The 23,387-nt window shown below is 69.4% G+C and carries 26 protein-coding genes and 1 pseudogene; 22 read left to right on the forward strand and 5 right to left on the reverse strand.

Going from position 1 to position 23,387, the window contains the following annotated elements:
- Positions 1-366: 366 nt before the first annotated feature.
- Positions 367-903: pseudogene (locus FBR43_RS16365) on the reverse strand (flagellin N-terminal helical domain-containing protein); the annotation flags it as partial.
- 252 nt (positions 904-1,155) lie between these two features.
- Between FBR43_RS16365 and FBR43_RS15565 the strand changes: the two are divergent.
- From FBR43_RS15565 to FBR43_RS15655, 19 genes are read left to right on the forward strand one after another with little or no spacing between them, the layout of a single operon-like run.
- On the forward strand, positions 1,156-2,427 hold the full coding sequence (locus tag FBR43_RS15565) for a sigma-54 interaction domain-containing protein (protein ID WP_136943931.1): 1,272 nt from the start codon (positions 1,156-1,158) through the stop codon (positions 2,425-2,427).
- Positions 2,424-2,792 (forward strand): flagellar hook-basal body complex protein FliE, encoded by a 369-nt coding sequence (fliE, locus tag FBR43_RS15570; protein ID WP_169542641.1) that lies wholly within the window; start codon positions 2,424-2,426, stop codon positions 2,790-2,792. Before FBR43_RS15565 ends, fliE begins: the two co-directional genes overlap by 4 nt.
- Before the next feature lie 6 nt (positions 2,793-2,798).
- Positions 2,799-4,463: a flagellar basal-body MS-ring/collar protein FliF gene (gene fliF / locus FBR43_RS15575; protein WP_136943932.1), complete on the forward strand. Its 1,665-nt coding sequence runs from the start codon at positions 2,799-2,801 to the stop codon at positions 4,461-4,463.
- A complete protein-coding gene (gene fliG / locus FBR43_RS15580; RefSeq protein WP_136943933.1) occupies positions 4,463-5,470 on the forward strand; it encodes a flagellar motor switch protein FliG in 1,008 nt (335 codons plus the stop codon). Before fliF ends, fliG begins: the two co-directional genes overlap by 1 nt.
- Positions 5,463-6,188: a FliH/SctL family protein gene (locus tag FBR43_RS15585; RefSeq protein WP_136943934.1), complete on the forward strand. Its 726-nt coding sequence runs from the start codon at positions 5,463-5,465 to the stop codon at positions 6,186-6,188. Before fliG ends, FBR43_RS15585 begins: the two co-directional genes overlap by 8 nt.
- Positions 6,182-7,510: a FliI/YscN family ATPase gene (locus FBR43_RS15590; RefSeq protein WP_136943935.1), complete on the forward strand. Its 1,329-nt coding sequence runs from the start codon at positions 6,182-6,184 to the stop codon at positions 7,508-7,510. Before FBR43_RS15585 ends, FBR43_RS15590 begins: the two co-directional genes overlap by 7 nt.
- The gene (locus FBR43_RS15595) at positions 7,503-7,937 is read left to right on the forward strand and encodes a hypothetical protein (RefSeq protein WP_136943936.1); all 435 of its coding nucleotides are present in this window, start codon (positions 7,503-7,505) and stop codon (positions 7,935-7,937) included. Before FBR43_RS15590 ends, FBR43_RS15595 begins: the two co-directional genes overlap by 8 nt.
- A gap of 33 nt (positions 7,938-7,970) precedes the next feature.
- Positions 7,971-10,481, forward strand: coding sequence for a flagellar hook-length control protein FliK (locus FBR43_RS15600; RefSeq protein ID WP_136943937.1), 2,511 nt, complete (start codon positions 7,971-7,973; stop codon positions 10,479-10,481).
- An 18-nt stretch (positions 10,482-10,499) separates the two neighbouring features.
- Complete coding sequence (locus FBR43_RS15605) at positions 10,500-11,081, forward strand: flagellar basal body-associated FliL family protein (RefSeq protein ID WP_136943938.1); 582 nt, start codon at positions 10,500-10,502, stop codon at positions 11,079-11,081.
- A gap of 3 nt (positions 11,082-11,084) precedes the next feature.
- A complete protein-coding gene (locus tag FBR43_RS15610) occupies positions 11,085-12,038 on the forward strand; it encodes a flagellar motor switch protein FliM (protein ID WP_136943939.1) in 954 nt (317 codons plus the stop codon).
- A complete protein-coding gene (gene fliN / locus FBR43_RS15615; protein ID WP_136943940.1) occupies positions 12,035-12,328 on the forward strand; it encodes a flagellar motor switch protein FliN in 294 nt (97 codons plus the stop codon). Before FBR43_RS15610 ends, fliN begins: the two co-directional genes overlap by 4 nt.
- Before the next feature lie 6 nt (positions 12,329-12,334).
- Positions 12,335-12,589, forward strand: a complete 255-nt coding sequence (locus tag FBR43_RS15620) for a flagellar biosynthetic protein FliO (RefSeq protein WP_136943941.1) — start codon at positions 12,335-12,337, stop codon at positions 12,587-12,589.
- Positions 12,589-13,410: a flagellar type III secretion system pore protein FliP gene (gene fliP / locus FBR43_RS15625; protein ID WP_136943942.1), complete on the forward strand. Its 822-nt coding sequence runs from the start codon at positions 12,589-12,591 to the stop codon at positions 13,408-13,410. The genes FBR43_RS15620 and fliP overlap by 1 nt, the downstream gene beginning before the upstream one ends.
- Before the next feature lie 4 nt (positions 13,411-13,414).
- Entirely contained in the window at positions 13,415-13,684 is a 270-nt protein-coding gene (fliQ, locus tag FBR43_RS15630) for a flagellar biosynthesis protein FliQ (RefSeq protein ID WP_136943943.1), read from the forward strand.
- A gap of 3 nt (positions 13,685-13,687) precedes the next feature.
- Positions 13,688-14,461, forward strand: a complete 774-nt coding sequence (gene fliR / locus FBR43_RS15635; RefSeq protein WP_169542642.1) for a flagellar biosynthetic protein FliR — start codon at positions 13,688-13,690, stop codon at positions 14,459-14,461.
- Complete coding sequence (locus tag FBR43_RS15640; RefSeq protein ID WP_136943944.1) at positions 14,461-15,597, forward strand: EscU/YscU/HrcU family type III secretion system export apparatus switch protein; 1,137 nt, start codon at positions 14,461-14,463, stop codon at positions 15,595-15,597. The genes fliR and FBR43_RS15640 overlap by 1 nt, the downstream gene beginning before the upstream one ends.
- Before the next feature lie 51 nt (positions 15,598-15,648).
- The gene (fliD, locus tag FBR43_RS15645) at positions 15,649-17,067 is read left to right on the forward strand and encodes a flagellar filament capping protein FliD (protein ID WP_136943945.1); all 1,419 of its coding nucleotides are present in this window, start codon (positions 15,649-15,651) and stop codon (positions 17,065-17,067) included.
- A gap of 4 nt (positions 17,068-17,071) precedes the next feature.
- Positions 17,072-17,473, forward strand: a complete 402-nt coding sequence (gene fliS, locus FBR43_RS15650; RefSeq protein WP_136943946.1) for a flagellar export chaperone FliS — start codon at positions 17,072-17,074, stop codon at positions 17,471-17,473.
- 58 nt (positions 17,474-17,531) lie between these two features.
- On the forward strand, positions 17,532-17,969 hold the full coding sequence (locus FBR43_RS15655) for a GNAT family acetyltransferase (RefSeq protein WP_394344039.1): 438 nt from the start codon (positions 17,532-17,534) through the stop codon (positions 17,967-17,969).
- A 24-nt stretch (positions 17,970-17,993) separates the two neighbouring features.
- Here FBR43_RS15655 and FBR43_RS15660 read toward each other — a convergent pair whose 3' ends face one another.
- Complete coding sequence (locus tag FBR43_RS15660; protein WP_136943948.1) at positions 17,994-19,208, reverse strand: DegT/DnrJ/EryC1/StrS family aminotransferase; 1,215 nt, start codon at positions 19,206-19,208, stop codon at positions 17,994-17,996.
- A gap of 141 nt (positions 19,209-19,349) precedes the next feature.
- Here FBR43_RS15660 and FBR43_RS15665 point away from each other — a divergent pair, with 141 nt between their 5' ends.
- Together FBR43_RS15665 and FBR43_RS15670 are read left to right on the forward strand one after the other, a co-directional pair.
- A complete protein-coding gene (locus FBR43_RS15665) occupies positions 19,350-19,670 on the forward strand; it encodes a hypothetical protein (RefSeq protein WP_136943949.1) in 321 nt (106 codons plus the stop codon).
- A gap of 89 nt (positions 19,671-19,759) precedes the next feature.
- Positions 19,760-20,137: a hypothetical protein gene (locus FBR43_RS15670; RefSeq protein WP_169542643.1), complete on the forward strand. Its 378-nt coding sequence runs from the start codon at positions 19,760-19,762 to the stop codon at positions 20,135-20,137.
- Positions 20,138-20,210: 73 nt separating this feature from the next.
- On the opposite strand, the gene FBR43_RS15675 is transcribed toward FBR43_RS15670, so the two are convergent.
- Genes FBR43_RS15675 through FBR43_RS15685 form a run of 3 tightly spaced genes read right to left on the reverse strand, consistent with a single transcriptional unit; the run spans position 20,211 to position 22,293 of the window.
- Positions 20,211-20,702, reverse strand: a complete 492-nt coding sequence (locus tag FBR43_RS15675) for a low molecular weight protein-tyrosine-phosphatase (protein WP_136943950.1) — start codon at positions 20,700-20,702, stop codon at positions 20,211-20,213.
- A 10-nt stretch (positions 20,703-20,712) separates the two neighbouring features.
- Positions 20,713-21,234 (reverse strand): superoxide dismutase family protein, encoded by a 522-nt coding sequence (locus FBR43_RS15680; RefSeq protein ID WP_136943951.1) that lies wholly within the window; start codon positions 21,232-21,234, stop codon positions 20,713-20,715.
- Between the two features lie 45 nt (positions 21,235-21,279).
- On the reverse strand, positions 21,280-22,293 hold the full coding sequence (locus tag FBR43_RS15685) for a quinone-dependent dihydroorotate dehydrogenase (protein ID WP_136943952.1): 1,014 nt from the start codon (positions 22,291-22,293) through the stop codon (positions 21,280-21,282).
- Positions 22,294-22,552: 259 nt separating this feature from the next.
- On the opposite strand from FBR43_RS15685, the gene FBR43_RS15690 reads away from it, so the two are divergent.
- A complete protein-coding gene (locus tag FBR43_RS15690; RefSeq protein ID WP_136943953.1) occupies positions 22,553-23,380 on the forward strand; it encodes a helix-turn-helix domain-containing protein in 828 nt (275 codons plus the stop codon).
- Positions 23,381-23,387: the final 7 nt, after the last annotated feature.

Below are 23,387 nucleotides of genomic sequence, written 5' to 3' on the forward strand. Positions count from 1 at the left end.
CGTGTCGGCGGCCGCCTCGACGAACACCTTGTCGCCTTCGACCAGCGTGTAGCTTTCGCCAGCCTCGGGAGCGGTGAGCGCGGCGAAGGTCGCGCCGTCGTCGAGATCGTCCTGCGTGATCGTGTGATCGGTGCCGATCAGGCCCGAGGCGGTGTCGACCGTGGTGGTGCCGCCGGCGCCGTCCGAGATCGTGTCACCCTCGCGCAGCTTGACGACGCGGTCGACGACTGCTGCGAACTCGACACCCTCGGCGGCGTCGCCCTCGGCAACCGTGTATTCGCTGCCGATATAGTCGTCGCCGGTCGCCACGGTCACCAGCGACTTCTCTGCCACCGGCTCTTCGCCATCGATGGGCTCTTCGACTGCCTCGACCGGCGCCGCGATCGTCTTGCCGGTGATCGCCGACAGATCGAGCTTGGTGATCGCGAGATCGACGGTCTGGCCCGAGTTCGAGCCCGTCTGGATCTTCACCGAGATGTCCTTGTCCGAAGCGAACAGCTGGACGTCGTTGAACTTGGTGTTGCGCATGATGTCGTCGATCTGCGCGGTCAGCTGCGTCACTTCGGTCTGCATGTTGGTGCGGTCCGAGTCGGAATAGGTGCCCGACGAGGACTGCACCGCCAGCTCGCGGACGCGCTGGAGCATGTTGGTGACTTCGCTCAGCGCGCCTTCGGCGGTCTGGGCGAGCGAGATGCCGTCATTGGCATTGCGGATCGACTGGTTCATGCCGCGGATCTGCGAGGTCATCGACGTCGCGATGGCGAGGCCGGCGGCGTCGTCCTTCGACGAGTTGATGCGGCGGCCGGTCGACAGGCGTTCCATCGACGTCGAGAGCATGTCGTTGGCCTTGAGCGCCGAGTTCGACGCCCGAAGCGAGGCCATGTTGGTTCCGATTACGGTCATTGTGCGTCTCCATTTCCCGTGCCGCCCACTTCCCCCCCCAACAGCGGGAGCCCGAGCAGCCAAGGGGAGGAACGACAGGCCCGAGGCGGGCTTAAATGGTTTACGCGAAGGTCGCGATGCGCCCGCCTGTGGGTAATCAACAGACGCGCGCGCGCGAGCGTAAAGCTGGAGCAAAAAATTTTCCGGACGCGGCCGCACCTTTACGCACCGTTTACCATTTATCGCGCATCAGGCTGCCCAAGGGGGCCTGCAATGACATCGATCTTTCCGTCGCCGAGCGTGCTCAACGATCATTATGCGCTGCTGTCGACGCTGCGCACGCAGGGTCTGACGCTGGGCGAGGCCGGCGCACGCCCATCTTCCACCGATCGTTTCCTGATCGCCGCGGGCGAGACCGTGCCGGTGCCGCAGCGCAGCCTGCTGCTGCGCGAAGGCGGCGGATCGGTCCGCGACTTCGGCGACATGCAGCCGGCCGAGATCGCCTTCGCCGCTGACGACGCCGCGATCGCTGCGGGCTATGCCAGCGCGCTGCTGCGTGGCGGCCACGCTCCCGTTGCCGCCGACCCCGAAAGCCTGGCACTTCTGGCGCTTGCCGAGCGCGTCGCGCAGTCCGAGATCACCGTGCTCATCGGCGGCCCCACGGGCACCGGCAAGGAAGTGCTGGCGCGCGCCATCCACCGCGCGAGCCCCCGCGCCGCCGGGCCATTCGTCGCGATCAACTGCGCCGCACTGCCCGAGTCGATGCTCGAGGCGATGCTGTTCGGCCATGTGAAGGGCTCGTTCACCGGCGCCTCGTCGGGCGGGCAGGGCTTCTTTCGCGCGGCCAATGGCGGCACGCTGCTTCTCGACGAGATCGCCGAGATGCCGCTGGCGTTGCAGGCCAAGCTGCTGCGCGCGTTGCAGGAGCGCGAGGTCGTGCCGATCGGCGCGACGGAGCCCGAGTCGATCGACGTACGCGTCATCGCCTGTGCCAACCGCGATCTCCAGGCCGAGGTCGAGGCGGGCCGCTTCCGCGCCGATCTCTATTACCGCCTGAGCGTCTTTCCGCTCGCCACGCGTCCGCTGGCCGATCGCCCCGCCGATATCGCGGCGCTCGCGACCGCGATGGTCGTGCGTCACGCCGCCGGCCGCGCGGTGCTGCCGTGGCTCGGCCGCGAGGCGCTGGCGCTGCTCGAGGCGCATGACTGGCCGGGCAATGTCCGCGAGCTCGAAAACGTCATCCAGCGCGCGCTGCTGCTGGCACGCGGCGACACGATCCAGGCCGGCGACATCATCTTTGATCGCCCTGCGGCGCGTGTCGCAGCGGCGCCCGCCATCGTCGGCGAAGGTCCGGCGCGGCTGAGCAACATCGTCCAGATGCACGAGTTTCAGGCGATTCGCGAGACGCTGGCGGCATGCGGCGGCAGCCGCATCGAGACGGCGCGGCGGCTGGGCATTTCGGAGCGGACGCTGCGCTACCGCCTCGCCCGCGCCCGCGAGCAGGGTGAGGACGTGCTTCCCGTTAGCATGAGGGCTTCGGCATGAGCGTGAGCGGTATCGGCGGCGGCGCGATGAGCGTCGACCGGATCATGGCGATGCGCCAGCAGATCCTCGAGAAGAACCAGGCGCTTTCGCGCGCCAACCAGGAGCTCGCGACGCCCGCGCCCGTCGCGCCTGCGCAGGGCGGCGCCGCGAGCTTCGCCGATGCGCTCGAAGGCGCCTTGGGCAAGGTCAACCAGTCGCAGCATCAGGCGACCGAGCTTTCGGCCGCCTATGAGCGCGGCGAGACGATCGACATCGCCAAGGTGATGCTCGCGCGCCAGCAGGCGTCGGTGGGCTTCGAGGCGACGCTGCAGGTCCGCAACAAGCTGTTGTCCGCCTACAAGGACATCATGAGCATGCCGGTGTAACGCCCCATGGAAAACGCACTCGCTCCCATCGCCAATGCCCGGCTGGCACAACCGCTGGCCCAGGCGCGCAGCTTCCTCACCCAGCCGGCGGTGAAGAAAAGCATGCCGCTGCTGCTGCTGTTCGGCCTCATCGCATCGGCGGCGCTCGCCTGGGCGATGCTCGCCACGCCGCCGCAGCGCGTGCTGTTCGCGCAGCTCGCCGACAGCGACAAGGCCGCCGTCAGCGAGGCGCTGACGGCCGCGAGTATTCCCGTGCGCTTCGATTCGGCCGGTGCGATCACCGTTGCCGAGGACGATTATCACAAGGCGCGGATGCTGCTCGCCGGGCAGGATCTGCCCAAGGCGATGCCCGGCGGCTATGCGCTGCTCGACGAGTTGCCGATGGGCGTCAGCCGTGCGGTGGAAGGCGAGCGGCTGCGCCAGGCGCGCGAGACCGAGCTGGCGCGATCGATCTCCGAGATCGACGCCGTCGCCGACGCGCGCGTACATCTCGCCACGCCCGAGGCCAGCGTGTTCGTGCGCGATCAGGCCAAGCCTTCGGCCTCGGTCATCGTCCGGCTCGAGGCTGGGCGCACGCTGTCCGACGCGCAGGTCCGCTCGATCGTCAACCTCGTCGCCTCGTCGGTGCCGGGGATGAACGCCGATCAGGTGACGATCGTCGATCAGATGGGCGCGCTGTTGAGCGGCAACGGCTCCGATCAGGGCACCAGCGTCGGCGATGCGCGCATCGACTATCAGCGCCGCGTCGAGGAGAAATACCGCCTCCAGCTCGCCAAGCTGCTGACGCCGCTGGTAGGTGGCGGCAATTTCTCGGCCGAGGTGCAGGCCGATGTCGATCTCGACGAAGCGCAGGCGACGCGCGAAAGCTACGACAAGGAAGGCGTGATCCGCGCCGAGCAGGGCAACTGGCAGGCACCGGGCGCCAACGGTGCGCCCGGCGGTATTCCGGGTGCGCTCTCGAACGTGCCGCCCGCTGCCGCCTCGCTCACCAACCCCGCCAACCCCGAAACGCAGCCCGGCGCCAACGAAGCCGGTGCGCCGCCCGCGGCGCCTGCGGGCAAGACGAGCGAGGAGTTCGCCCGCACCTATGATCTCGGCCGCGAGATATCGGTCACGCGCACCACGCCCGGCGGCATCCGCCGCCTGTCGGTGGCAGTGCTGCTGCGCGAGCCCGAGGGCGGCAAACCGCGCAGCCAGGCCGAAATCCGCCAGATCACCGAGCTCGTCCGCGCCGCCGTCGGCTATAATCAGGGCCGGCAGGATCAGGTGACGGTCATCAGCCGCCAATTCTCCGCCGACGTGACCGAGAGTGCCGCGCCGGCATGGTACGAAGCGCCGTGGGTGCCCGTGGCGGCGCGCAACGCCACCGCGCTGGTAATCGCGCTGCTGGTGCTGTTCCTCGGTGTGCGCCCGCTTGCCAAGGGGCTGATGAAGAAGCGCGACGAGGCGAGCGAGGCCGAGCGCGCCGCGGCCCTGCCGCTGCCCGGCCAGCCCGACGGACCACGCGGCACCGAGCGCGTGACCGATGGCGAGACGCCGGTGAGCATCGACATGCTTCAGAACGCACGCGGCTATGACGATCGCGTCGGGCTGGTCCGCGGCTTCACGCGCGACAATCCGGCGCGCGCCGCGCTTGCTGTGCGCGACATGATCCGCGCGGACGCATCGTGATGGAAGCCGCGCCCCGCAGCTATTCGGGCGTCGAGCGCGCCGCGGTGCTGATGATGCTGGTGGGCGAGGAGGAAGCCGCCACCATCCTGCAGAAGCTCGAGCCCGAGGAAGTGCGCCAGCTCGGCAAGGCGATGTTCGCCGTCGCCGACGTCAGCGAGGAAGAGGTCGAGGCGGTGCTCGACGATTTCGTCGACAAGGCGCGCGAGCGCACCGCGATCGGCTTCGATCCGCGCCCGCGCATCGAGGGCATGATGACGCGCGCCTTGGGCCAGGACAAGGCCGACAGCGTGCTGGCGCGCATCACTCCGCCCGAGGCGGCGTGCGCGATCGACCTGCTCGACTGGCTCGACGCCGGCGAGATCGCCGCGCTCATCGAAACCGAACATCCACAGATCGCCGCCGTGCTCATCGCCAATCTCGATCCCGGCGTGGCGGCACAGGTGCTCGAGCTGCTGCCCGAGGCAATGCAGCCGCAGATCCTCCACCGCGTCGCCCGGCTCGGCCCGATCACGCCCGAGGCGATCGAGACGCTGCGCGCCGCGCTTGCCGCGCGCGTCGGCCAGTCGTCGGGCGCGGCGGGGCTGCAACTGGGCGGCACGCGCGACGCCGCGCGCATCCTCTCGAGCGCGCGCAAGGCGACCGAGACGCGCGTCATGCCCAAGCTCGCCAAGATCGACCGCGAGGTCGCCAAGGCGATCGAGGAAGCGATGTTCGTGTTCGACAACCTGCTCGACATGGACGACAAGAATCTGGGCATCCTCATCCGCAACATCGACACCGATCTGCTGACGCGTGCGCTGAAGGGCGTCGACGAGGCGGCGCGCAACCGCTTCCTCGGCTGCATGTCGGCTCGCGCCGCCGACGGCATCCGCGACGAGATGGAAGCGCGGGGGCCAATGCGGCTTTCCGAAGTGCTCGATGCGCAGAAGGCGATCATCGCGCTTGCCCGCCAGCTTGCCAAGGACGGCACGATCATGATGGGCGGGGGCGAGGACGACTATGTCTGACGGTGCCTTCACCGCCGGTTTCGCCAGCCGACATGCCGCAGCCGGCGAGGCGCTGCGCCGCGCCTTCGCGCCGCCCGAGGGGTTCGCGCCGCGCGATACGCTCGTACGCGCAGCGTCGCGCGGCGGCGACACGCCACGCCATTTCGAGCCCGCCGATCGCGCCAGCCGGCCGACCGAGGGCTGGGACATGTTCGACCCTGAAGTCGAGCAGCCAGCAGCCCAGCCTTTCGTCGATCCCGTCGCCGCCGCACGCGCCGAGGGCTATGCCGAAGGCCTGCGCGCCGCCGGTGACGAGGCCGCCGCGATCCGCCAGCGCGACCAGGCGCTGCTCGACGGACTGGCGCACGCGCTCGGCAGCGCCCCGCATTTCGACCGCGAGCGGTTCGCGCGCCAGCTGCGCCAGACGGTGCTGACGCTGGTGACGCGGTTGGTGGGCGAGATCGGGATCGCGCCCGAACTGCTCGGCGATCGCATCGAGGCCGCCGTCGACCTGCTCGCCGATTCGGCCGAATCGGCGATCGCGCGGCTGCACCCCGACGATGTGACGCTGGTGCGCGACCTGTTGCCCAAAACGGTGTTCGCTGTCGGCGACGAGAGCGTCGCGCGCGGCAGCTTCGTGCTCGAATCGGCGTCCACCATCGTCGAGGATGGTCCCGACCAGTGGATCGAGCAGCTCTCGCATGCGATCGAGCGCGCACCGCTGCCGCGCCCATGCTGAACCGCTTCACCGACGAGTATCTGGGCGCGTTGTCTGCTGCGGGGGCGGCACCCCGGCCGCGCGTCTCGGGACGCCTGTCTTCCTATGACGGGCTGCTGATGGAAGCGACGGGGCTGTCGCTGCCCGTCGGCACCGTCTGTGCGATCGGCGAAGGCAGTGCGCGCGTCGAGGCCGAGGTGATCGGCTTTCGCGGACGTGCCACGCTGATGATGAACCTGGGCGGCCCCGCCGCGCTGCTTCCCAACGCCCCCGTGCGGCCGATCGGCCCGCCGGGCGAGGCCGAGGTGGGCGCGGCGCTGCTCGGTCGCGTCGTCGACGGCGCGGGCAAGCCGATCGACGGGCTGGGGCCAATTCGCGGTGCCAGCCGCTGGCCGCTTGCCGGCCATATCCAGAGCCCGCTCGATCGCGGGCGCGTCCTGCAACCGATGGATGTCGGCGTGCGCGCGATCAACGGCCTGCTCACCATCGGCCAGGGCCAGCGCGTGGGCATCATGGCGGGATCGGGCGTCGGCAAATCGGTGCTGCTCGGCATGATGGTGCGCGCGGCCGAGGCCGATGTGGTGGTCGTCGGGCTGATCGGCGAGCGCAGCCGCGAGGTCTCCGACTTCCTCGAAACCAAGGTGGCGGGTGAGGCGCGCAAGCGTGCCGTCGTCGTCGCGGTGCCTGCCAACCATTCGCCGGTGCTGCGCATCCGCGGCGCGCTGCGCGCCACCGCGATTGCCGAGGCGTTCCGCGCCGAGGGCAAGAAGGTGCTGCTCATCCTCGATTCGCTGACGCGCGTGGCGCATGCCGGGCGCGAGATCGGGCTGGCGCTGGGCGAGCCGGCATCGGCACGCGGCTATCCGCCCTCGGCAATCGCGATGCTGCCTGGGCTCATAGAGCGCGCGGGCACCTGCGTATCGTCGGGCGGGTCGATCACCGCGATCTACACCGTGCTGGCCGATGGCGACGACGGCAACGACCCCGTCGTCGATTCGGCGCGCTCGATCCTCGACGGGCATATCGTGCTCAGCCGCGCGCTGGCCGAGCGCGGCGTGTATCCCGCGATCGACGTGGGACCCTCGGTCAGCCGGGTGATGACCGACATCGCCGACAAGCGGCACGTGCTCGCCGCGCGCACGCTGCGGCGGCATCTGTCGACCTATGAGGAGAACCGCGATCTGGTGCTGATGGGCGCCTATCGCGCCGGTGCCGATCCCGCCATCGACCAGGCGATCGCCGCGCATGGCGCGGTGCTCGAATATATCCGGCAGGATTACGATCAGGTCGTCAGCCTGCCCGACGCCGTCGCCGAGCTGACCGGCGTGTTCGGCGATGGCTGACCGCGCGGCGAAGAAGCTCGAACGCATCCTGCGTGTCCGCACGCTGCAACTGGGGCTGAGCCGCGCCGAGGAAGCGCGCGCCGCCGAGCGCGTGGCGAGCGAGATCGCGCTGCGCAACCGCATCGCCGAACTCGCCGCCAATGTCGCGCCAGCGCCGTCGCCTGCGCAGACGCCGGGGATGAGCCTGGCGGCGGCGGCGCATTTCCGCGATCGGCTGCACCAGTCGGCCGATGCCGCGCAGCGCCGCGTGGTGGTCGCCGAACAGGGTCTCGGCCATGCGCAGACCGCAACGCGCGAGGCGCGGCGCGACCAGTCGGCGGTAGAGAAGCTCATCGCGCGTGCCGATGTCGATGCCGCGCTCAAGGCATTGCGCGCGATGGAAGCGCTGCCTCCGTCGCGGCCGAGGAAACGGCACGATCCTTGCTGATGGTCGGGCGATGACCCGACCGATCCTATCCCCATGCTGACGTTGCTCGCTGCTTCCGCGACCGATGGAGCGATGCCTGCCACCGGCCTTGCGCGGGGCGGGGGGGCAAGCGCGCGCTTCGCCGCGCTGCTTGCTACCGCCGCGCCGATGCCGCTGCTCGCGATCGGCGGCCGGCAGATGCCTGCCGACCCCGGCAATGCATTGCCGGCGATCATGCGCGATGCATCGATGCCGCTTGCCGTTCCGGCCGAGGGTGCCCGGCTCGAGGATGGCTCGGTCGCGCCGCATGGCGCGACCGACGCTGTGACGCCGCCGCAGGTGGTTATAGGACCGTCGCCACGGCCGATCGGACCGGCGCCGCTGGTGCAACGGGCGCCGTTTCAGGCAATCGTGGCCGGATCGCCAAGGGCCGATGGTGCACAGACCGAAAGCCGTCACCCGGCGACCATCGTCGCCACTGCCACGGTGGTTCCAGCCGACGCGAACGGGCGGCCGGTTCCCACGGTGCCCATGACTCACGAGGCTGAACCAGTGCCGGTCGTCGCAGCGCCACGCATCGCGGCGCCCGACGGGGCAGGCGATGGGCTGCGGGCCTCGTCGCTGCCAGCCGCACGCGACGAGCGCACCGTCGACGAAGCCCCCCAACCCACAACGATCGAGCACGACCGCACCGCGGGCGCGATGCCTACACCGCGCACAATCGATCCGGTTCCGTCGGTCACGCCAGCACCGCCGATAGCCCCATCGGTTGCAGTGGCCGAAGCCGCTTTGGATCAAACGACGCCCGCTACGACGCAGGTGTCGCCGCTGGAGCGCCGGATCGCGCTTGTGACTGCCGCTGCGCAGTTCGCAAACGAACCCGCTGCCTCGGACACCGATATGGGCGAGCACGCGCCCGCCGTGTCGCCGGGAACGCTGCCGCAGCATCCAGCCGCGCTTGTGACCGCCGCTTCGGGATTCGCCGACGCACCCGCTATGCCTGCCGGCGATATGGGCGAGCACGCGCCTGGCGCGCCGCCCGTGTCGCTGCCGGGTCGTCGAGCCGCTCCTGCAAGTCCCGCTTCGCTTGCCGCAGACGGGCCGCTTCCTTTCTCCACTGTACCTGTACCTGTACCTGTACCTGTACCTGTCCCTGTCGCGCCGGGTCCGGGAGCCGTCACTGACGCGACGCAGCCGATGCCGGTGGCCTCGCGCCTCGCAACGCCTGCGCTCGCGCGAGAAGCGCGGGCAGATGACGCGCCCCTGCCATCGGCGCCCTTGCCGCCGCGAACGATCAACGCGGCGGCGCATGCCGATAGGCAACGAGCAGCAGCGCGCGATGCGGTGCCGAGCGAACTCCGGCAAGTCGAAGCCGATCGCGTCGCGGCGAACGCGCCGGCGGCGATACCCTCCACGCCGCTGCCTCCGAGCGCGCCGGCTGGCGCCTCCCCGTCGAACCGCACCATCGGCATTCCTGCGATCGACGTGCCGGTTCGCCCGATGCGTGGCCGAGCCGAAGCGCTGCCGGCGGCATTGCCGGCGGGCGCCGCCGATACGCCGATCGCGACGGCGCATCGAGCAATCGCTCCGCTGCCGCTGACGCAGCCGGAAGCGCGGCCTGCTCCGCCGCCGCCGACGGTCGTGTTGCCGAGCGGGTCGACCGCGACCATCGTCGCGAATGACACGGCGTCGGTGCCGCCCGCCGCCCCGGTGGCGTCTTCGGCAATCCCGGCGCGATCGGCCGCGGTGCCTGCGCCTGGTGTGGCAGCCGCGATATCGGCGATGCGCGAGCCGATCGCGCTGCGTGTCGGTGCCCCGCAGGGCCAGGGAGCGGCCGTACGGTTCGCCGCGCCGATCGCCGACGCCATCGCGCATGTTGAACGCGTGGATGTCACGCTATCGCAAGAAGTATCGCCTGCCGCGGCCGTCGCTGCGTCGACGCTGCGCGCGTCGGCGCTCCCCGCCGCGGCCGTGTCGGCGCCGCTTCCCACCGGCGACGTGTTCCGCGCGAGGGCGCGAACCGCCTTTGCGGTCGGCGATCGCGCCTCCGCGCCTGCCCCGGCGCAGCCGATATTCTCCGAGTCGCTCGCGCCGCCGCTTGCAGCCCCGGCGCCGGTCGCGGTCGACGCTCCCGTTGCGATCGATACGTCGTCGGGCGAGTGGCTGACGGCGATGATCGACCGGATCGAGACGATGGTCGACGGCGCTTCGGATACCGGCGCCGCGCGCGAGACGCGCATCCGCCTGTCGCCCGATGCGCTCGGCAGCGTCGAGATCACGCTGGTCGAGACTGCCGACGGCTTCGAGGTGCGCATGGCTGCCGAGGCGCCCGCGACACGCGCCGCGCTTGCCGAAGCCGCGCCGCGCCTGGCCGAGCTCGCCGAGGCGCGCGGCGTCCGCCTGTCGCCGGGCGATGCCGGCGCCGGCGCGCAGGCTCAGGCTCAGGCGCAGGAGCACGGCCAGCGTGGCCAGCCGCAGCCACAGCCCGATCGCCCCGCCCTCTTCGCCCGGCGGGCAAGTGAAGGCGCCGGCGACTCGTCACAAACCGATGAACGCATTGCCTGATCGAAAAGGGACCGAACGATGAGCGACAAGAAGGAAGCCGCCGACGCCCCGGCCAAGAAGAAGGGGGGCAAGATGAAATGGGTGCTGATCGCGCTCGGCGGGCTCGTGCTCGTCGGCGGCGGCGTGGGCGGCGGGCTCTATGCCACCGGCGCGCTGGCGGGCGACACCGAAGCCGAGGCGAGCGGCCCGCGGCTGGTGCCCAAGTCCGAGGAGAAGCGCGCCGAATCGAAGGACGGCGAAGGCGGCGGCGAGGCACCACCGGTGGGCGAGGGCGGCGAGAAATACGCCTCGACCTATTATGCGATGGAGAAGGAGTTCACCTCAAACCTGCGCGACAGCGTGCACTTCGTGCAGGTCGGCATCGCGGTGTCGACGCATTACGACGACAGCGTCATCGAAAGCCTGAAGACGCACGAGATCGCGGTGCGATCGGCGGTGCTTTTGGCTCTCGGCGAAACCGACGAGGAGATGGTGTTCACCAGCGAGGGCAAGCGCCAGCTCCAGAAACGGCTGACCAAGGCGATCAACGATGTGCTGAAGGAAAAACAGGGCTTCGGGGGCATTGGTAACGTCTACTTTACCAATTTCGTTGTTCAGTGAGGCATGGTTAACGCGCCTTCAGGATCGACGACGTCCGAACGCCGGACGAGTCCCCGCACCGATGCGACGCACGCATCGGCGCTGGGGACCGCGAACCTGAATCCGTTCGGCGATCTGCACACGCTCCAGCATCTGTCGGCGCGGTTCGCGCGCGCACTGCGCGGCGTGTTCGAGCCGGTGACGCGCAAGGCGCTGCGCAGCTGGGCCGAACCGCTGAGCGTGATGCGCTTCGCCGACTATTGCGCCGAGCGGCCGAACGGCCTGACGGCATGGGTCCCCTTGTCGATCGAGCCCGCCGGCGGCCAGGCACTGCTGATCCTCGACGGACGCTTCGCGCTCGAACTGCTCGATCTCTATTTTGGCGGCGCGGGCGATGCGCCGCATCCGATGCCCGCCGAATTCTCGCCTGCCGCCGATGCGATGATCCAGCGGCTGGCGACCATGCTCGCCGAACCGCTCGAAGCGGCGTGGGAGCCTGTCGCGCGCCTCGGCTTCCGGCCCGGCCATGTCGAGATGTCGGCGGCGATGCTCTCCGATCTCGACGGCGACGACGCGATGGTGGTCACGCGCTTCGGCCTGGCCGCGGGCAGCGAGAAGCCGGTGTTCGTCGATCTCGTCTATCCCGTCGACGCGCTCAAGCCGCTCGGTGCCTCGCTCAACGCCAAGGTGCATGGCCGCACTGCCGAGCCCGAGCCCAAATGGCGCAACGGCCTGACGCGCGCCGCGATGGGCGTGCGCTTCCCCGTGCGATCGGTGCTCGCCGAGCCGGTGATGTCCTTGGGCCGCCTGCTCGAACTCAAGGAAGGCGACGTCATTCCCATCAGCTTCGGCCAGCATGTGCCGGTGATGGTGGGCACGCACCGGCTGGGCACCGGCGTCGTCGGCACCGCCAACGGCCATGCCGCCATCTGCATCGCCCACATCGAACAACTCGACCAAGAGGAACTCTCGCGATGAACGACATGACCGGCGGGTTCCCCGTCGACGGCGCGGTCGCCGCCAATTTCCGGCTGCTCCAGGATGTCGACGTCAAGCTGACGGTCGAGATCGGATCGACCAGCCTCACGCTGCGCGAGCTGCTGGCGCTGGGCGAATCGAGCGTGATCGAGCTCGACCGGCAGGCCAACGAGCTGCTCGACGTGTTCGTCAACGGCACGCTCATTGGCCGCGGCGAAGTGGTGACGGTGGGCGAGCGCTTCGGCGTGCGGATGACCGAGCTGGTCAGCCCCGAACGGCGCGTGCGCTGACCGCCCATGATGTGGGAATATATCCTCAAGCTGGTCATCCTGCTGCCGCTCGTCTGCGGGCTGCTGATTGGCTGCCTTTGGCTGTGGCGCAAGCTCGACACGCGGATGCCCGGCCAGCAGGGCGAGCGGATGCTCAAGGTGCGCGAGACGATGATGATCTCGCCCGGCACGCGGCTCGCGGTGCTCGATTTCGAGGGGCGCCGCCTGCTCGTGTCGGTAAGCCGCGCCGGCGTGGCGCTGATCGACAAGGCCGACCAGTGATGCGCCTGCTGCTTGCTTTTCTCCTGATGCTGACGGCGCTTCTCGCCGCCGATCCGGCACTTGCCCAGACGATCCAGCCCGCCGCCCCCGCGCCGCAGGTGCAGGCGCCGCAGCCCGGCGTGGGCGATGCGCTCGACCGTGCACTCGGCGATCTCGCGCGCAATTCGGGCGGGCAGACGGGCGGCGAGGCGCCGCTGTCGCTGTCGCTGCAAGTCCTCATCATCATGGGGCTGCTCACGATTCTGCCGGGCATCCTCTTGATGATGACCAGCTTCACGCGGATCATCATCGTGCTGGCCGTGCTGCGGCAGGCACTGGGATTGCAGCAGACGCCGCCCAACCAGGTGCTGATCGGCCTCAGCCTGTTCCTCAGCCTGTTCGTGATGGCGCCCACCATCTCGCACATCAACACCGCCGCGATCGAGCCCTATTCGGCCGGCCGCATCAACGCGACGCAGATGATTGAGGTAGGCGGCGGATCGCTTCACGCCTTCATGCTCAAGCAGACGCGCGTGAAGGACATCACGATGTTCTCCGACATCGCTAAGACCGGCCCCTATGCCAATCCGGCCGACGTGCCTTTCTCGGTGCTGCTCCCCGCCTTCGTCACCAGCGAGTTGAAGACGGCGTTCCAGATCGGCTTCATGATCTTCCTGCCGTTCATCGTCATCGACCTCGTCGTCGCCACGGTGCTGATGAGCCTCGGCATGATGATGCTGTCGCCCACCATCATCTCGCTGCCGTTCAAGCTCCTGCTGTTCGTGCTGGTCGACGGCTGGGCGCTGACGATGGGCAGCCTTGCCAACAGTTTCGTGAGCTAGCGCGATGGACGCCGACTATTTCCTCACCGTCGCGCGGCAGGCGATGTGGATTCTCGCACTCGCCTCGGCGCCGATCCTGCTGCCCGCGCTCGTCTCGGGCCTCGTCCTCGGTATGGTGCAGGCCGCCACGTCGATCCAGGAGCAGACGCTGTCGTTCGTGCCCAAGCTGATCGTCGTCGCGGTCAGCCTCGTCATCTTCGGCGGCATGATCCTGGGGCTGATCGGCGACTTCACCATCAGCATCTTCGAACGCATTCCCGATCTGGTGCGATAGGTCGTGCTCGGCCTCGGCCTCGCGATCGAACCGGCGATCTGGACATTGGTGTTCACCATGCTGCGCGTGGGCGCCGCGTTCCTCGTGGCGCCGGTGTTCAGTTCAGTATCGGTGCCCGTCACCGTGCGCGTCAGCCTGACGGGGGCGATCGGCATCCTCGTAATGAACGCGATGCCGGTGCCCGCCCCGACGCAGGTGTTCGCGCTCACCACCGTCCTGGCCGCCGCCGCCGAAATCCTCGTCGGCCTCGCGCTTGGCTTCATTCTCCAGATTGCCTTCGCCGCGCCGCTGGTGGCGAGCGAAGTCATCGGCACCTCGATGGGCATCGGTTTCGCCACCGCGATCAACCCGCAATCGGGCGCCTCGACGCCGGCGCTCGGCAATTTCCTGTCGATCCTGATGACGCTGCTGTTCCTCTCGATCGACGGCCATCTGGTGCTCGTCGACCTGATCCTGCGCAGCTACACGCTGCTGCCGCCGGGCGAGGCGTGGCTGGGCGCGGCGGCGCTGCGCAACATCGCGCTGTTCGGCGGCTATGCGTTTCTGGCGGGCCTGCTGCTCGCGCTGCCCGTGGGCTTCCTGCTCCTTTCGATCAACCTCATCGTGGGCATGCTCTCGCGCTCGGCGCCCGCGCTCAACCTGTTCGCCGTCGGCCTGCCCGCCAGCCTGCTCGCCGGCGTGGTCGCGCTGTTCGTCGCGATGCCCGCGATGGGTGAGTATATGCTCGTCGTCATCCGTGAGGCGCTCGACGCCACGCAGACGCTGGTGCTCGGCTGATGGCGGAGACCGCGGGCGAAAAGACCGAAGCCCCAACACCCAAGCGCAAGAAGAAAGCCATCGAGCAGGGCGATGTCCTGAAGTCGAAGGAGTTCGGTGCGGCGGTCGTCATCCTGCTGGGCTGCGGCTGGCTCGTCATGCTGGGATCGGCGCTGCTCGGCGCGATCGGCGAGGTGATGAAGGCGAGCTTCGTGTTCGGCCGCGCCGATGTCGAGGATTTCGCGCCCGATCGCGCGATCTGGGATGCCGGGTGGACGCTGGCGCCGTCGGTGGGCGGGCTGCTCGCGCTCACCTTCGTCGCCGCGATCGTCAGCCAGGCGGCGCTCGGCGGGCTGCGTTTCAACGGCACGCTGATCGCGCCCAAGGCTTCGCGCATCAATCCGGGCGCGGGTCTCAAGCGTATCTTCGGGCCGCAAGGGTGGATTGAGCTCGGCAAATCGCTGCTCAAGGTCGTGCTGCTCGGCGCGATCGGCTGGTGGCTGATCGACGGGACCGCGACGCGCACGCTCGGCGTCGCCTCGGCCGATCTCGGTCGCGCACTAGGCGCGATGGGCGACGACCTGACGCTGTTGCTGTTCGCGATGGCAGGCGGCCTCGCGCTGATCGCGGGCATCGACGTGCCGATCCAGGCGGTTCGGCGCATGGGCAAGCTCCGCATGAGCAAGCAGGAGATCAAGGACGAGCACAAGCAGACCGAGGGAAGCCCCGAGGCCAAGGGCGCGCAGCGCCAGCGCCAGCGCGAGATGGCGCGCGGCGGGATGCGCAAGAAGTTGGGCGAGGCGCATGTCGTGCTCACCAACCCCACGCATTTCGCTGTCGCATTGCGCTACGACAATGGCCGCGATCAGGTGCCCGTGGTGGTTGCCAAGGGACGCGGCGCCACCGCGCTCGCGATCCGCGACGTGGCGGGCGAGATGGCGGTGCCCGTGCTCGAATATCCCACCCTTGCGCGCGCCGTCTACTACACCACGCGCGAAGGGCAGGAGATTCGCGACGACCTGTATCTGGCGATTGCGACGGTTCTCGCTTTCGTGTTCGGCGTCAATCGCGCGGCGGGCGGCATGCCGCCGCCGGTGCTGGTGCCGGCGGGCGCACGCTTTGACGAAAACGGCAATCCGACGCCCGATCGCGCTTAAGAACAGGCCGTTCGGGTCGCTTGAACAGATAGCCGGCGGGGGGAATTTCGCGTGACCATCGAATCGATCGCCAAGACGCTGGGCACCGGATCGGGCATCGACATCGGTGCGCTGGTGACGAGCCTCGTCGACGCGCAGTTCGCCAACCGCACCGAGCGGCTCGACACACGCAGCGAGACGCTGACCGCGCAGATATCGAGCGCGTCCGAGCTCAAGAACGCGATCAGCGGCTTCTCGGCGGCGCTGGCCTCGCTCACGCGCAGCGGTACGCTCACCACACAGCCGACGAGCTCGAAGCCCGATATCCTCGGCGTGAGCGTGCAGCCGGGCAGCACCGCGCGGGCTTCGGCCGCCGATATCGAGGTGCGCCAGATCGCCACCGCGCAGACCGTGCACAGCCGTCTCGAGACGCGCGGCAGCGCGGCGACGGTCGGCACAGGCACGCTCACCTTCACCTTCGGCAAGGCCGAGATCGAGGACGGCGCGTTCACCGGCTTCACGCCCGGTGCGGGCGAGGCGGTGACGGTCGAGATCGGCACCGCTGACGCGACGCTCGACGGCATCGCCGCCAAGATCAACGCCGCCGGCATATCGGTGCGTGCGAGCGTGCTGAGCGATGGCAATGGCGCGCGGCTGGTGCTCAAGGGTGCGACGGGCGAGAGCCAGGCATTCGAGATGAACGTGGCCGAGACCGGCACGCCGGGCCTCGCTGCGCTCGCGGTAGGGCGGACCGGCACGCAGTCGACCGTCAGCACCGCGGCGGGCGATGCGCTGCTGCGCGTCGACGGCGTCGATCTCCAGCGCGCGAGCAATACGATCAACAATATCGTGCCCGGCGTACGGCTCGATCTGGTGACTGCGCAGCCCGGCACCGTCGTGCGGATCGGCACCACCGCGCCCGTGACCGCGCTGGGGCAGGCGGTGGAGGACGTCGTCGCCACCTATAACGAACTGCGCGCGATGCTCGCCGAGGCGACCGATCCGGTTACCGGCCCGCTGCGCAGCGATAATGCCGCACGCAACCTGAGCGACCAGTTGCGCCGCCTCGCCGCGCAACCGCTCGTCGCCAACGCCGCGCCGGGCGTACCCAACACGCTGGCCGAGCTCGGCGTCGCCACCAATCGCGACGGCACGCTGAGCGTCGACGCCGTGCGGCTGACGCGCGTGCTGACCGAACAACCGCAAGCCGTGGAGGCGATCTTCGCGAGCGGCGGCGGGCTTACCACTGCGCTGGCAAGCATCGCGACGGCGGCGACGAGCCGCAGCACCGGCTTGGGCGCCAGCGAGGCGCGCTATACCGACCAGCAGATGGACGTCGCCGACGAGCGCGCCAAGGCGCTCGAGAGTGCCGAGGCGCTGCGCGTGCGGATGACGCAGCAGTTCGCCAGCATGGATGCCAAGGTGGCGGTGTACAAGTCGACACAGACCTTCCTCGAGCAGCAGGTCGACGCCTGGAACGCGCAGCGCTGACGCCATGCCGCGCTACGCCACCGCGCTCGCCGCCGACCCGGCGACGACCTATCGCCAGATCGACCTGACCGCGCGCACGCAGTCGGCCGACCCGCACATGCTTGTCACCTTGCTCTACGACGAATTGATCGCCGCGCTGGGGGCGGCCGCCTGGGCGACCGAACGGCGCAACTTCAAGGTGAAGGGAGAACGCGTGACACGCGCCACCGCGATCCTGTTCGCGCTCGAGGCCGGGCTCGATTTCGACAAGGGCGGCGCGGCGGCGCAGTCGTTCGCGACGCTCTATCGCGCCTCGCGCCAGCAGGTGGTCGATGCCAGCATCGGCAACGACCCCGCCCCCTTCCGCCGCGTGGCCGGCGACATCGCCGACATCGCGCAAGCTTGGAAGGCGATGCGGCCGCAGTGAGCGCCGTTGCGGCGTATCGCTCGATTTCGCGACCCGCCGTTCCGCGCTATCAAGGCGCATGGTCGAGATCGTAAGCTATGCCGACTGGCACTTTGCAGGGGTCGAAGCGCTGTGGGAAGCGGTGTTTCAGCACGATCCGCCGTGGAACCGCGCGGCAGTAGCGATCCCGGCGAAGCTGCTCGTCCAACCCGAGCTTTTCATCGTCGCCGAAACGTCCGGCCATGTCGTGGGCACGATCATGGCGGGCTATGACGGCCATCGAGGCTGGCTCTACAGCGTCGCGGTGCGGCCCGACCATCAACGACAAGGCGCCGGGTCGCGGATGCTCGCCGAAGCCGAGCGTCGACTGGCGCGAGCCGGCTGCACCAAGATCAACCTCCAGGTACGAACCACAAATGACGGCGCCGCGGCATTCTATCGCCGGCACGGTTATCTCGAAGAACAACGTGTCAGCATGGGCAAACGGCTAGCGGGCGCATGCCCGACACAGGTGTGACGCTTGCCCCCGGCCGGCGCGGTTTCAGCGCCGGGCGACGTTCATCACCTTAGCCAGTGCGGCGGCGGCCTCGTGCATATCGGCTTCGCCGAGTGTCGGATGCACCAGCAGCATCAGGCTTTCGCGGCCGAGGCGCACGGCGTTGGGCAGGCGCTGCGCGGGGCCCAGCTTCGCCTCGACGAACGCTTTCTCGAGATAGATCTCGCTGCAACTACCGGTGAAGCAGGGCACGCCCTCGGCGGTCACGGCGGCGGCGATGCGCTGGTTGTCCCAGCCGTCGGCCAGCGCATCGGCATCGACCTGAACATAATATTTGTAGCGCGCATGGCGCACGCCCGCGGGCAGTGTCGCGACGTGCAGCCCGGCCACGCCGCCCAAGCCTTCGTCGAGCGCCTCGGCATTGGCGATGCGTCGCGCGGTCCAGCCGGGCAGCTTGGCGAGTTGCAGCCGGCCGATCGCCGCCTGGAATTCGGTCAGGCGCCAGTTGGTGCCGAAGCTCTCGTGCAGCCAGCGAAAGCCCGGCGCATGCTCCCGCTCGAACACCGCCGCGTAGGATTTTCCGTGGTCCTTGTAGGCCCAGGCGGTGCGGTAACGCTCCTCGTCGTCGAGCACGAGCAGCCCGCCTTCGCCGCCGGTGGTGATGATCTTGTCTTGGCAGAACGAGAAGGCGGCGGCGTCGCCGAAGCTGCCGACGGGCTCGCCGTCGATCTCGGCGCCATGCGCCTGCGCGCAATCCTCGATCACCACCAGCCCGCGCTCGCGCGCCAGCGCCATGATGCCGCGCATGTCGCACGGCCAGCCCGCCAGATGCACCGCGATGATCGCGCGCGTGGCGGGGGTGAGCACCGCGGCGATCGTCTCGGGCGTGATGTTCTGCGTGACCGGATCGACATCGGCGAGCACCGGCGTCGCGCCGCGCATCACCACGGCGCTGGCCGAGGCGATGAAGGTGCGCGGCGTCGTCACCACCTCGTCGCCCGGCCCGATGCCATAGGCCATCAGCGCGAGTTCGAGCGCCAGCGTGCCGTTGGCGAGCGCGATGGCATGACGCGCGCCGAGCGCTGCCGCATAATCGGCCTCGAAGTCGCGCACCTCGCTGCCCGTCCACTGGTTGACGCGGCCGGTGCGCAGGGTCTGTGCGGCAGCCTCAACCTCGTCGTCGGCGAAATGCGGCCAGGGGGCGAACGGCCGCTCGCGCAGCGGCGTGCCGCCATCGATCGCCAGCGTGGCATGGCTCATGTGCAGGCTTCCCCGTCGGCCGCCCCGCGCGGCGCTCTCGCGGCGCTTTCGGCCAAGCCGGTGCGTCGCGCAAGCCCCGGCCGGGCGGAACCGCGGCAACGCCTCGCCGGTTGAACGCGCATCGCAAAGCAGGAGCATGTCATGGCCGTCACCGAATCCCCCGCGCGCAGCAACGGGCGCATCCTCGCAACGGTGGTCGGCCTCGTCGCGGCCGGCGTCGGCGCCAATGCGGCACGACGTGCGCTGTCGCGCCGGGCGCAGCGCAAGGCGATCGGCGGCCACGCCGTTTCCGATCTTCAGGCGTTGGGCGAACCACGCGACGCGTCGGCGCGCGCACCCGAGGCGTTCCGCCCCGATCCCACCGCGCCGGTCAGCGAGGCCGATCGTGCGGCGCTGGCGCCTGCCACTGGGCCCGTTCCGAGCATCGCCCAGCCGCGCGGCGCCGTTGCGGCGCAGCCCTGACCCGCCCCGGGGACCCAAACGTTTCGGCACCGTCGCAACCTTATCGGCTTCCCCGCATTGACGCAGGACCAAGCAACAGGAGGTCGAGTATGCGTGCATTGACGATCGGGATCATCGGAGCAGCGACGATGGTCGCGGGATGTAGCCAATATGGCGGCGGCGGGCTGTTCGGCGGTGCGGGCATCGGCGGCGATCCCTATTATGCCGAGCAATATTATCGCGACGGACCCAATTATGCGCCGCGTCGCCTGAGCCGCAACGACCGCATCTATGCCGGTCGCGACGGCCGCTATTATTGCCGCCGCAACGACGGCACCACGGGCCTGATCGTCGGCGGTATCGCGGGTGGTGCGCTCGGCTCGATCATCTCGCCGGGCGGCTCGGGCCTGCTCGGTGCACTGCTGGGCGGTGCAGCGGGTGCCGCGGCAGGCGAAGCGATCGATCGCGACAACGTGACCTGCCGCTGACAAGACGGACGAAAATAGAGCCCCCGGACGCACGACGCGGCCGGGGGCTTTTCTATGTGCAGGTGCGGCGGGCTCAGGCAGCCATCACGGTACGCGTCTTCGCGATCGCGTCGACGAGCGCACTGGCGCCAAGCGTCACGTCGGCAAGCGTCTCGGCAAAGGCGTCGTCGCCGCCCGTATAGGGATCGAACACGTCCTCGCCCTCGCGTCCCGGGACATGATCGAGCAGCAGCGACACCTGCGCGGTGGCATCGTCGGGGCGTATCGATTCGATGTCGCTGCGGTTCGACCGGTCGAGCGCCACGATGTGCGTGAACCGATAGAAATCGGCGACCTCGAACTGGCGCGCGCGATAGCCCTTGATATCGAGGCCCGCGCGTTCGGCTGTTGTGATCGCGCGCCGATCGGGCGGTTGGCCGACATGCCAATCGCCGGTGCCGGCCGAATCGACGCGCACCGGCACGTCGCGACGATCGGCTTCGGCACGCATTGCCGCCTTGGCGAGCGGCGAGCGGCAGATATTGCCGAGGCACACGAACAGCACCGCCGGTTCGGGCGTCGCCATGTTCACGCGATCAGCTCCGCCGGAACACGCCGCAGGCGATGCGACCGCCGGCATTGCCCGAAGGGTCGGTACGCAGGTCGTCGGCGCCGGCATGGACGATGAAAGCCGAACCATCGGCATCGAACATGCCGTCGAGCGTGCCGGCGGGCAGCGTGAACTGCCCGCTGCCGCTACCGTCGGCGGCGATCGTCACGTTGGGCATGTCGCCGGCGTGCGGACCGGCGGGGTTCTGCGTGCCATGCTGCGCGTTGGTGGGGTTCCAATGGCCGCCGGCACTTTCGAACCCCGGCGCGTCGCAGCGGCCGGTGGTATGGACATGCACCGCATGCACGCCGGGCGGCATGTTGCGCGCATCGAGGCTGACGACGATGTTACCGTTGCTTTCCGACGCCGTCGCGCGACCGACCGCCTGCCCGTTGGCAGTGGTCAGATCGGCGACTGCGGCGGCATCGCCGCCTGTCATGCCGTCATTCATGGCGCAGGCGCCCAGCGCCAGCGCGGCGGCGGGGATAAGGGCAAGCGATCGGCGCATCTTGGGTCTCCTCGCGAATACAGCGTCCCAATCGCTCGGCGCGCGTCAGGGTTCCGTGCGGCGGGCGGCGGCCATGCCCCGCACGATGCGCGCCGCAAGGCCCGGACCACGATACACCAGCGCCGAATAGAGCTGCACCATCACGGCGCCGGCATCGATGCGGCGCAGCGCCTCGTCGGCCGAATCGATGCCGCCGGCCGAAATGAGCGGCAGCGCGCCATCGGCCATGGCATGCGCCTCGGCGAGCTTGGCGCGCGCCAGTGCGCGCAGCGGCGCGCCCGACAGGCCGCCTGCCTCGCGTGCGTTGGGCGAGCGCAGCGTCGATGGGCGCGAGATGGTGGTGTTCGACACGATCAGCGCATCGACATGGTTGTCGACCGCTGCGCGCACCGCGACCTCAATGCCCGCGCGGTCGAGATCGGGGGCGATCTTGAGGAACAGCGGCACGCGACCGCCGGCGGCGTGGCGCGCTGCGTCGCTCGCGGCGAGCAGTTCGCCGAGCGCCGGCTGCGCCTGGAGATCGCGCAGTCCCGGCGTGTTGGGGCTGCTCACGTTGATCGTGACGTAATCGGCATGCGGCGCGACACGTGCGACGGCCCTGGCATAATCGGCGACGCGATCGGCCGAATCCTTGTTCGCGCCGACATTGACGCCGAGCACGCCCGTGCGCCTGCGTGCCGCCGCGAGGCGTGGCAGCGCGCCCTCGACGCCGCCATTGTTGAAGCCCATGCGATTGACGACGCCATCGTCGTCTACGAGCCGGAACAGGCGCGGGCGCGGATTGCCCGGTTGGGGGAGCGGCGTGAGCGTCCCCACCTCGACCGCGCCGAAGCCCAGGCCGAAAAAGCCGGCGATCGCCTGCGCATCCTTGTCGACGCCCGCCGCCAGCCCCAGCCGGTTGCGAAAGCGCAGCCCGGCGATCTCGACGGGATCGTCGGGCAGCGATGGCGCGAACGGTGTGCCTGCCGCGCCCCAGCGCGCGAGCGCGGTGATCGTCAGGCCGTGCGCGCGTTCGGGGTCGAGCGCGAACAGCGCGGGGCGGGCGAGAGCGGCGAACATGGCGGCGCGTTTCGCATCGCGGCGGGACGCGCGCAAAAGGAAAATTGCGCGTTCACGCTATGTCGGATTCATCCAAGACCGAATCGGTACGACTCGCCTATCCGATCGTTGCGACCCGAGGGGGCTTTCTAACAGGGGGCACCTTCTTCTGAGGCGGCCGGCATTCGTGTCGGTCGCCTCTTTTTTGTGGCGGGTGGTTTCGCTAGCGTAAACCAACGACAGTCGCGCCGGACGTCGCCGGCGTATTTTCCGCGAGCCAATGATGCAGATCGATTTCGCGCATCCATCATCTGCCGTCGCGCCCTATGTCTCGACCTTCTATTATTATCGCTGCGACGATGCCGTGGTCGAGGGCGTCGAACGCGCCGATGTCGGCCAGATCCGCTTCATGCTGAAGGGGCACGGCGCGCTGCGCTTTCCAGGCGGCCATGTCGAACCCTCGTGCCCGGTGATGGTGAGTGGGCCCGGCACCGGCGCGGCATCGTGGCGTGTCGAGGGACCATTCCATTGTTTCGGCATGGCGTTGCGCCCGGTCGGATGGGGCGCGCTGATCGGCATTCCCGCCGACGAGCGCGCCGATCATGTGACCGATGGCGTCGCGGTGTTCGGGCAGGAAGCGGCGGCGCTGTACGATGCGCTAGCGACCTGCGACGGCGGCGTCGAGGCGATGGTCGCGCTGGCCGAGCCGTTCATCGTTCGCTATGCGCGCCCGCTGCCGATCGCGCACCAGCAGTTGTGCGAAGCGGTGCGGATATGGCTGGCCAACCCGCTGCCGCAGCCCGTCGCTGCGCTCTATGCGTCGCTCGCCATCTCGCCGCGCCAGACCGAGCGGCTGGTGAACCGCTATTTCGGCGCGCCACCCAAATTGCTCGAACGCAAGTTCCGCGCGCTGCATGCCGCCGCCGCCTTGCTCGACGGTGCCGACGCCGCCGATATCGCCGGCGCCTTCTATGACCAGAGCCACATGATCCGCGAGATCCGGCACTTCACCGGCCACACGCCCGGCGCGCTCGCCACGCGCATCGATCCGCTGCTGGCACTGACGCTCCAGCCGCAGGCATTCAACGAGCTGGCGCCACCGGGTTGACCCGCAC

The sequence above is a fragment of the Sphingomonas baiyangensis genome, assembly GCF_005144715.1.
In the GTDB taxonomy this organism is placed as follows: domain Bacteria; phylum Pseudomonadota; class Alphaproteobacteria; order Sphingomonadales; family Sphingomonadaceae; genus Sphingomonas; species Sphingomonas baiyangensis.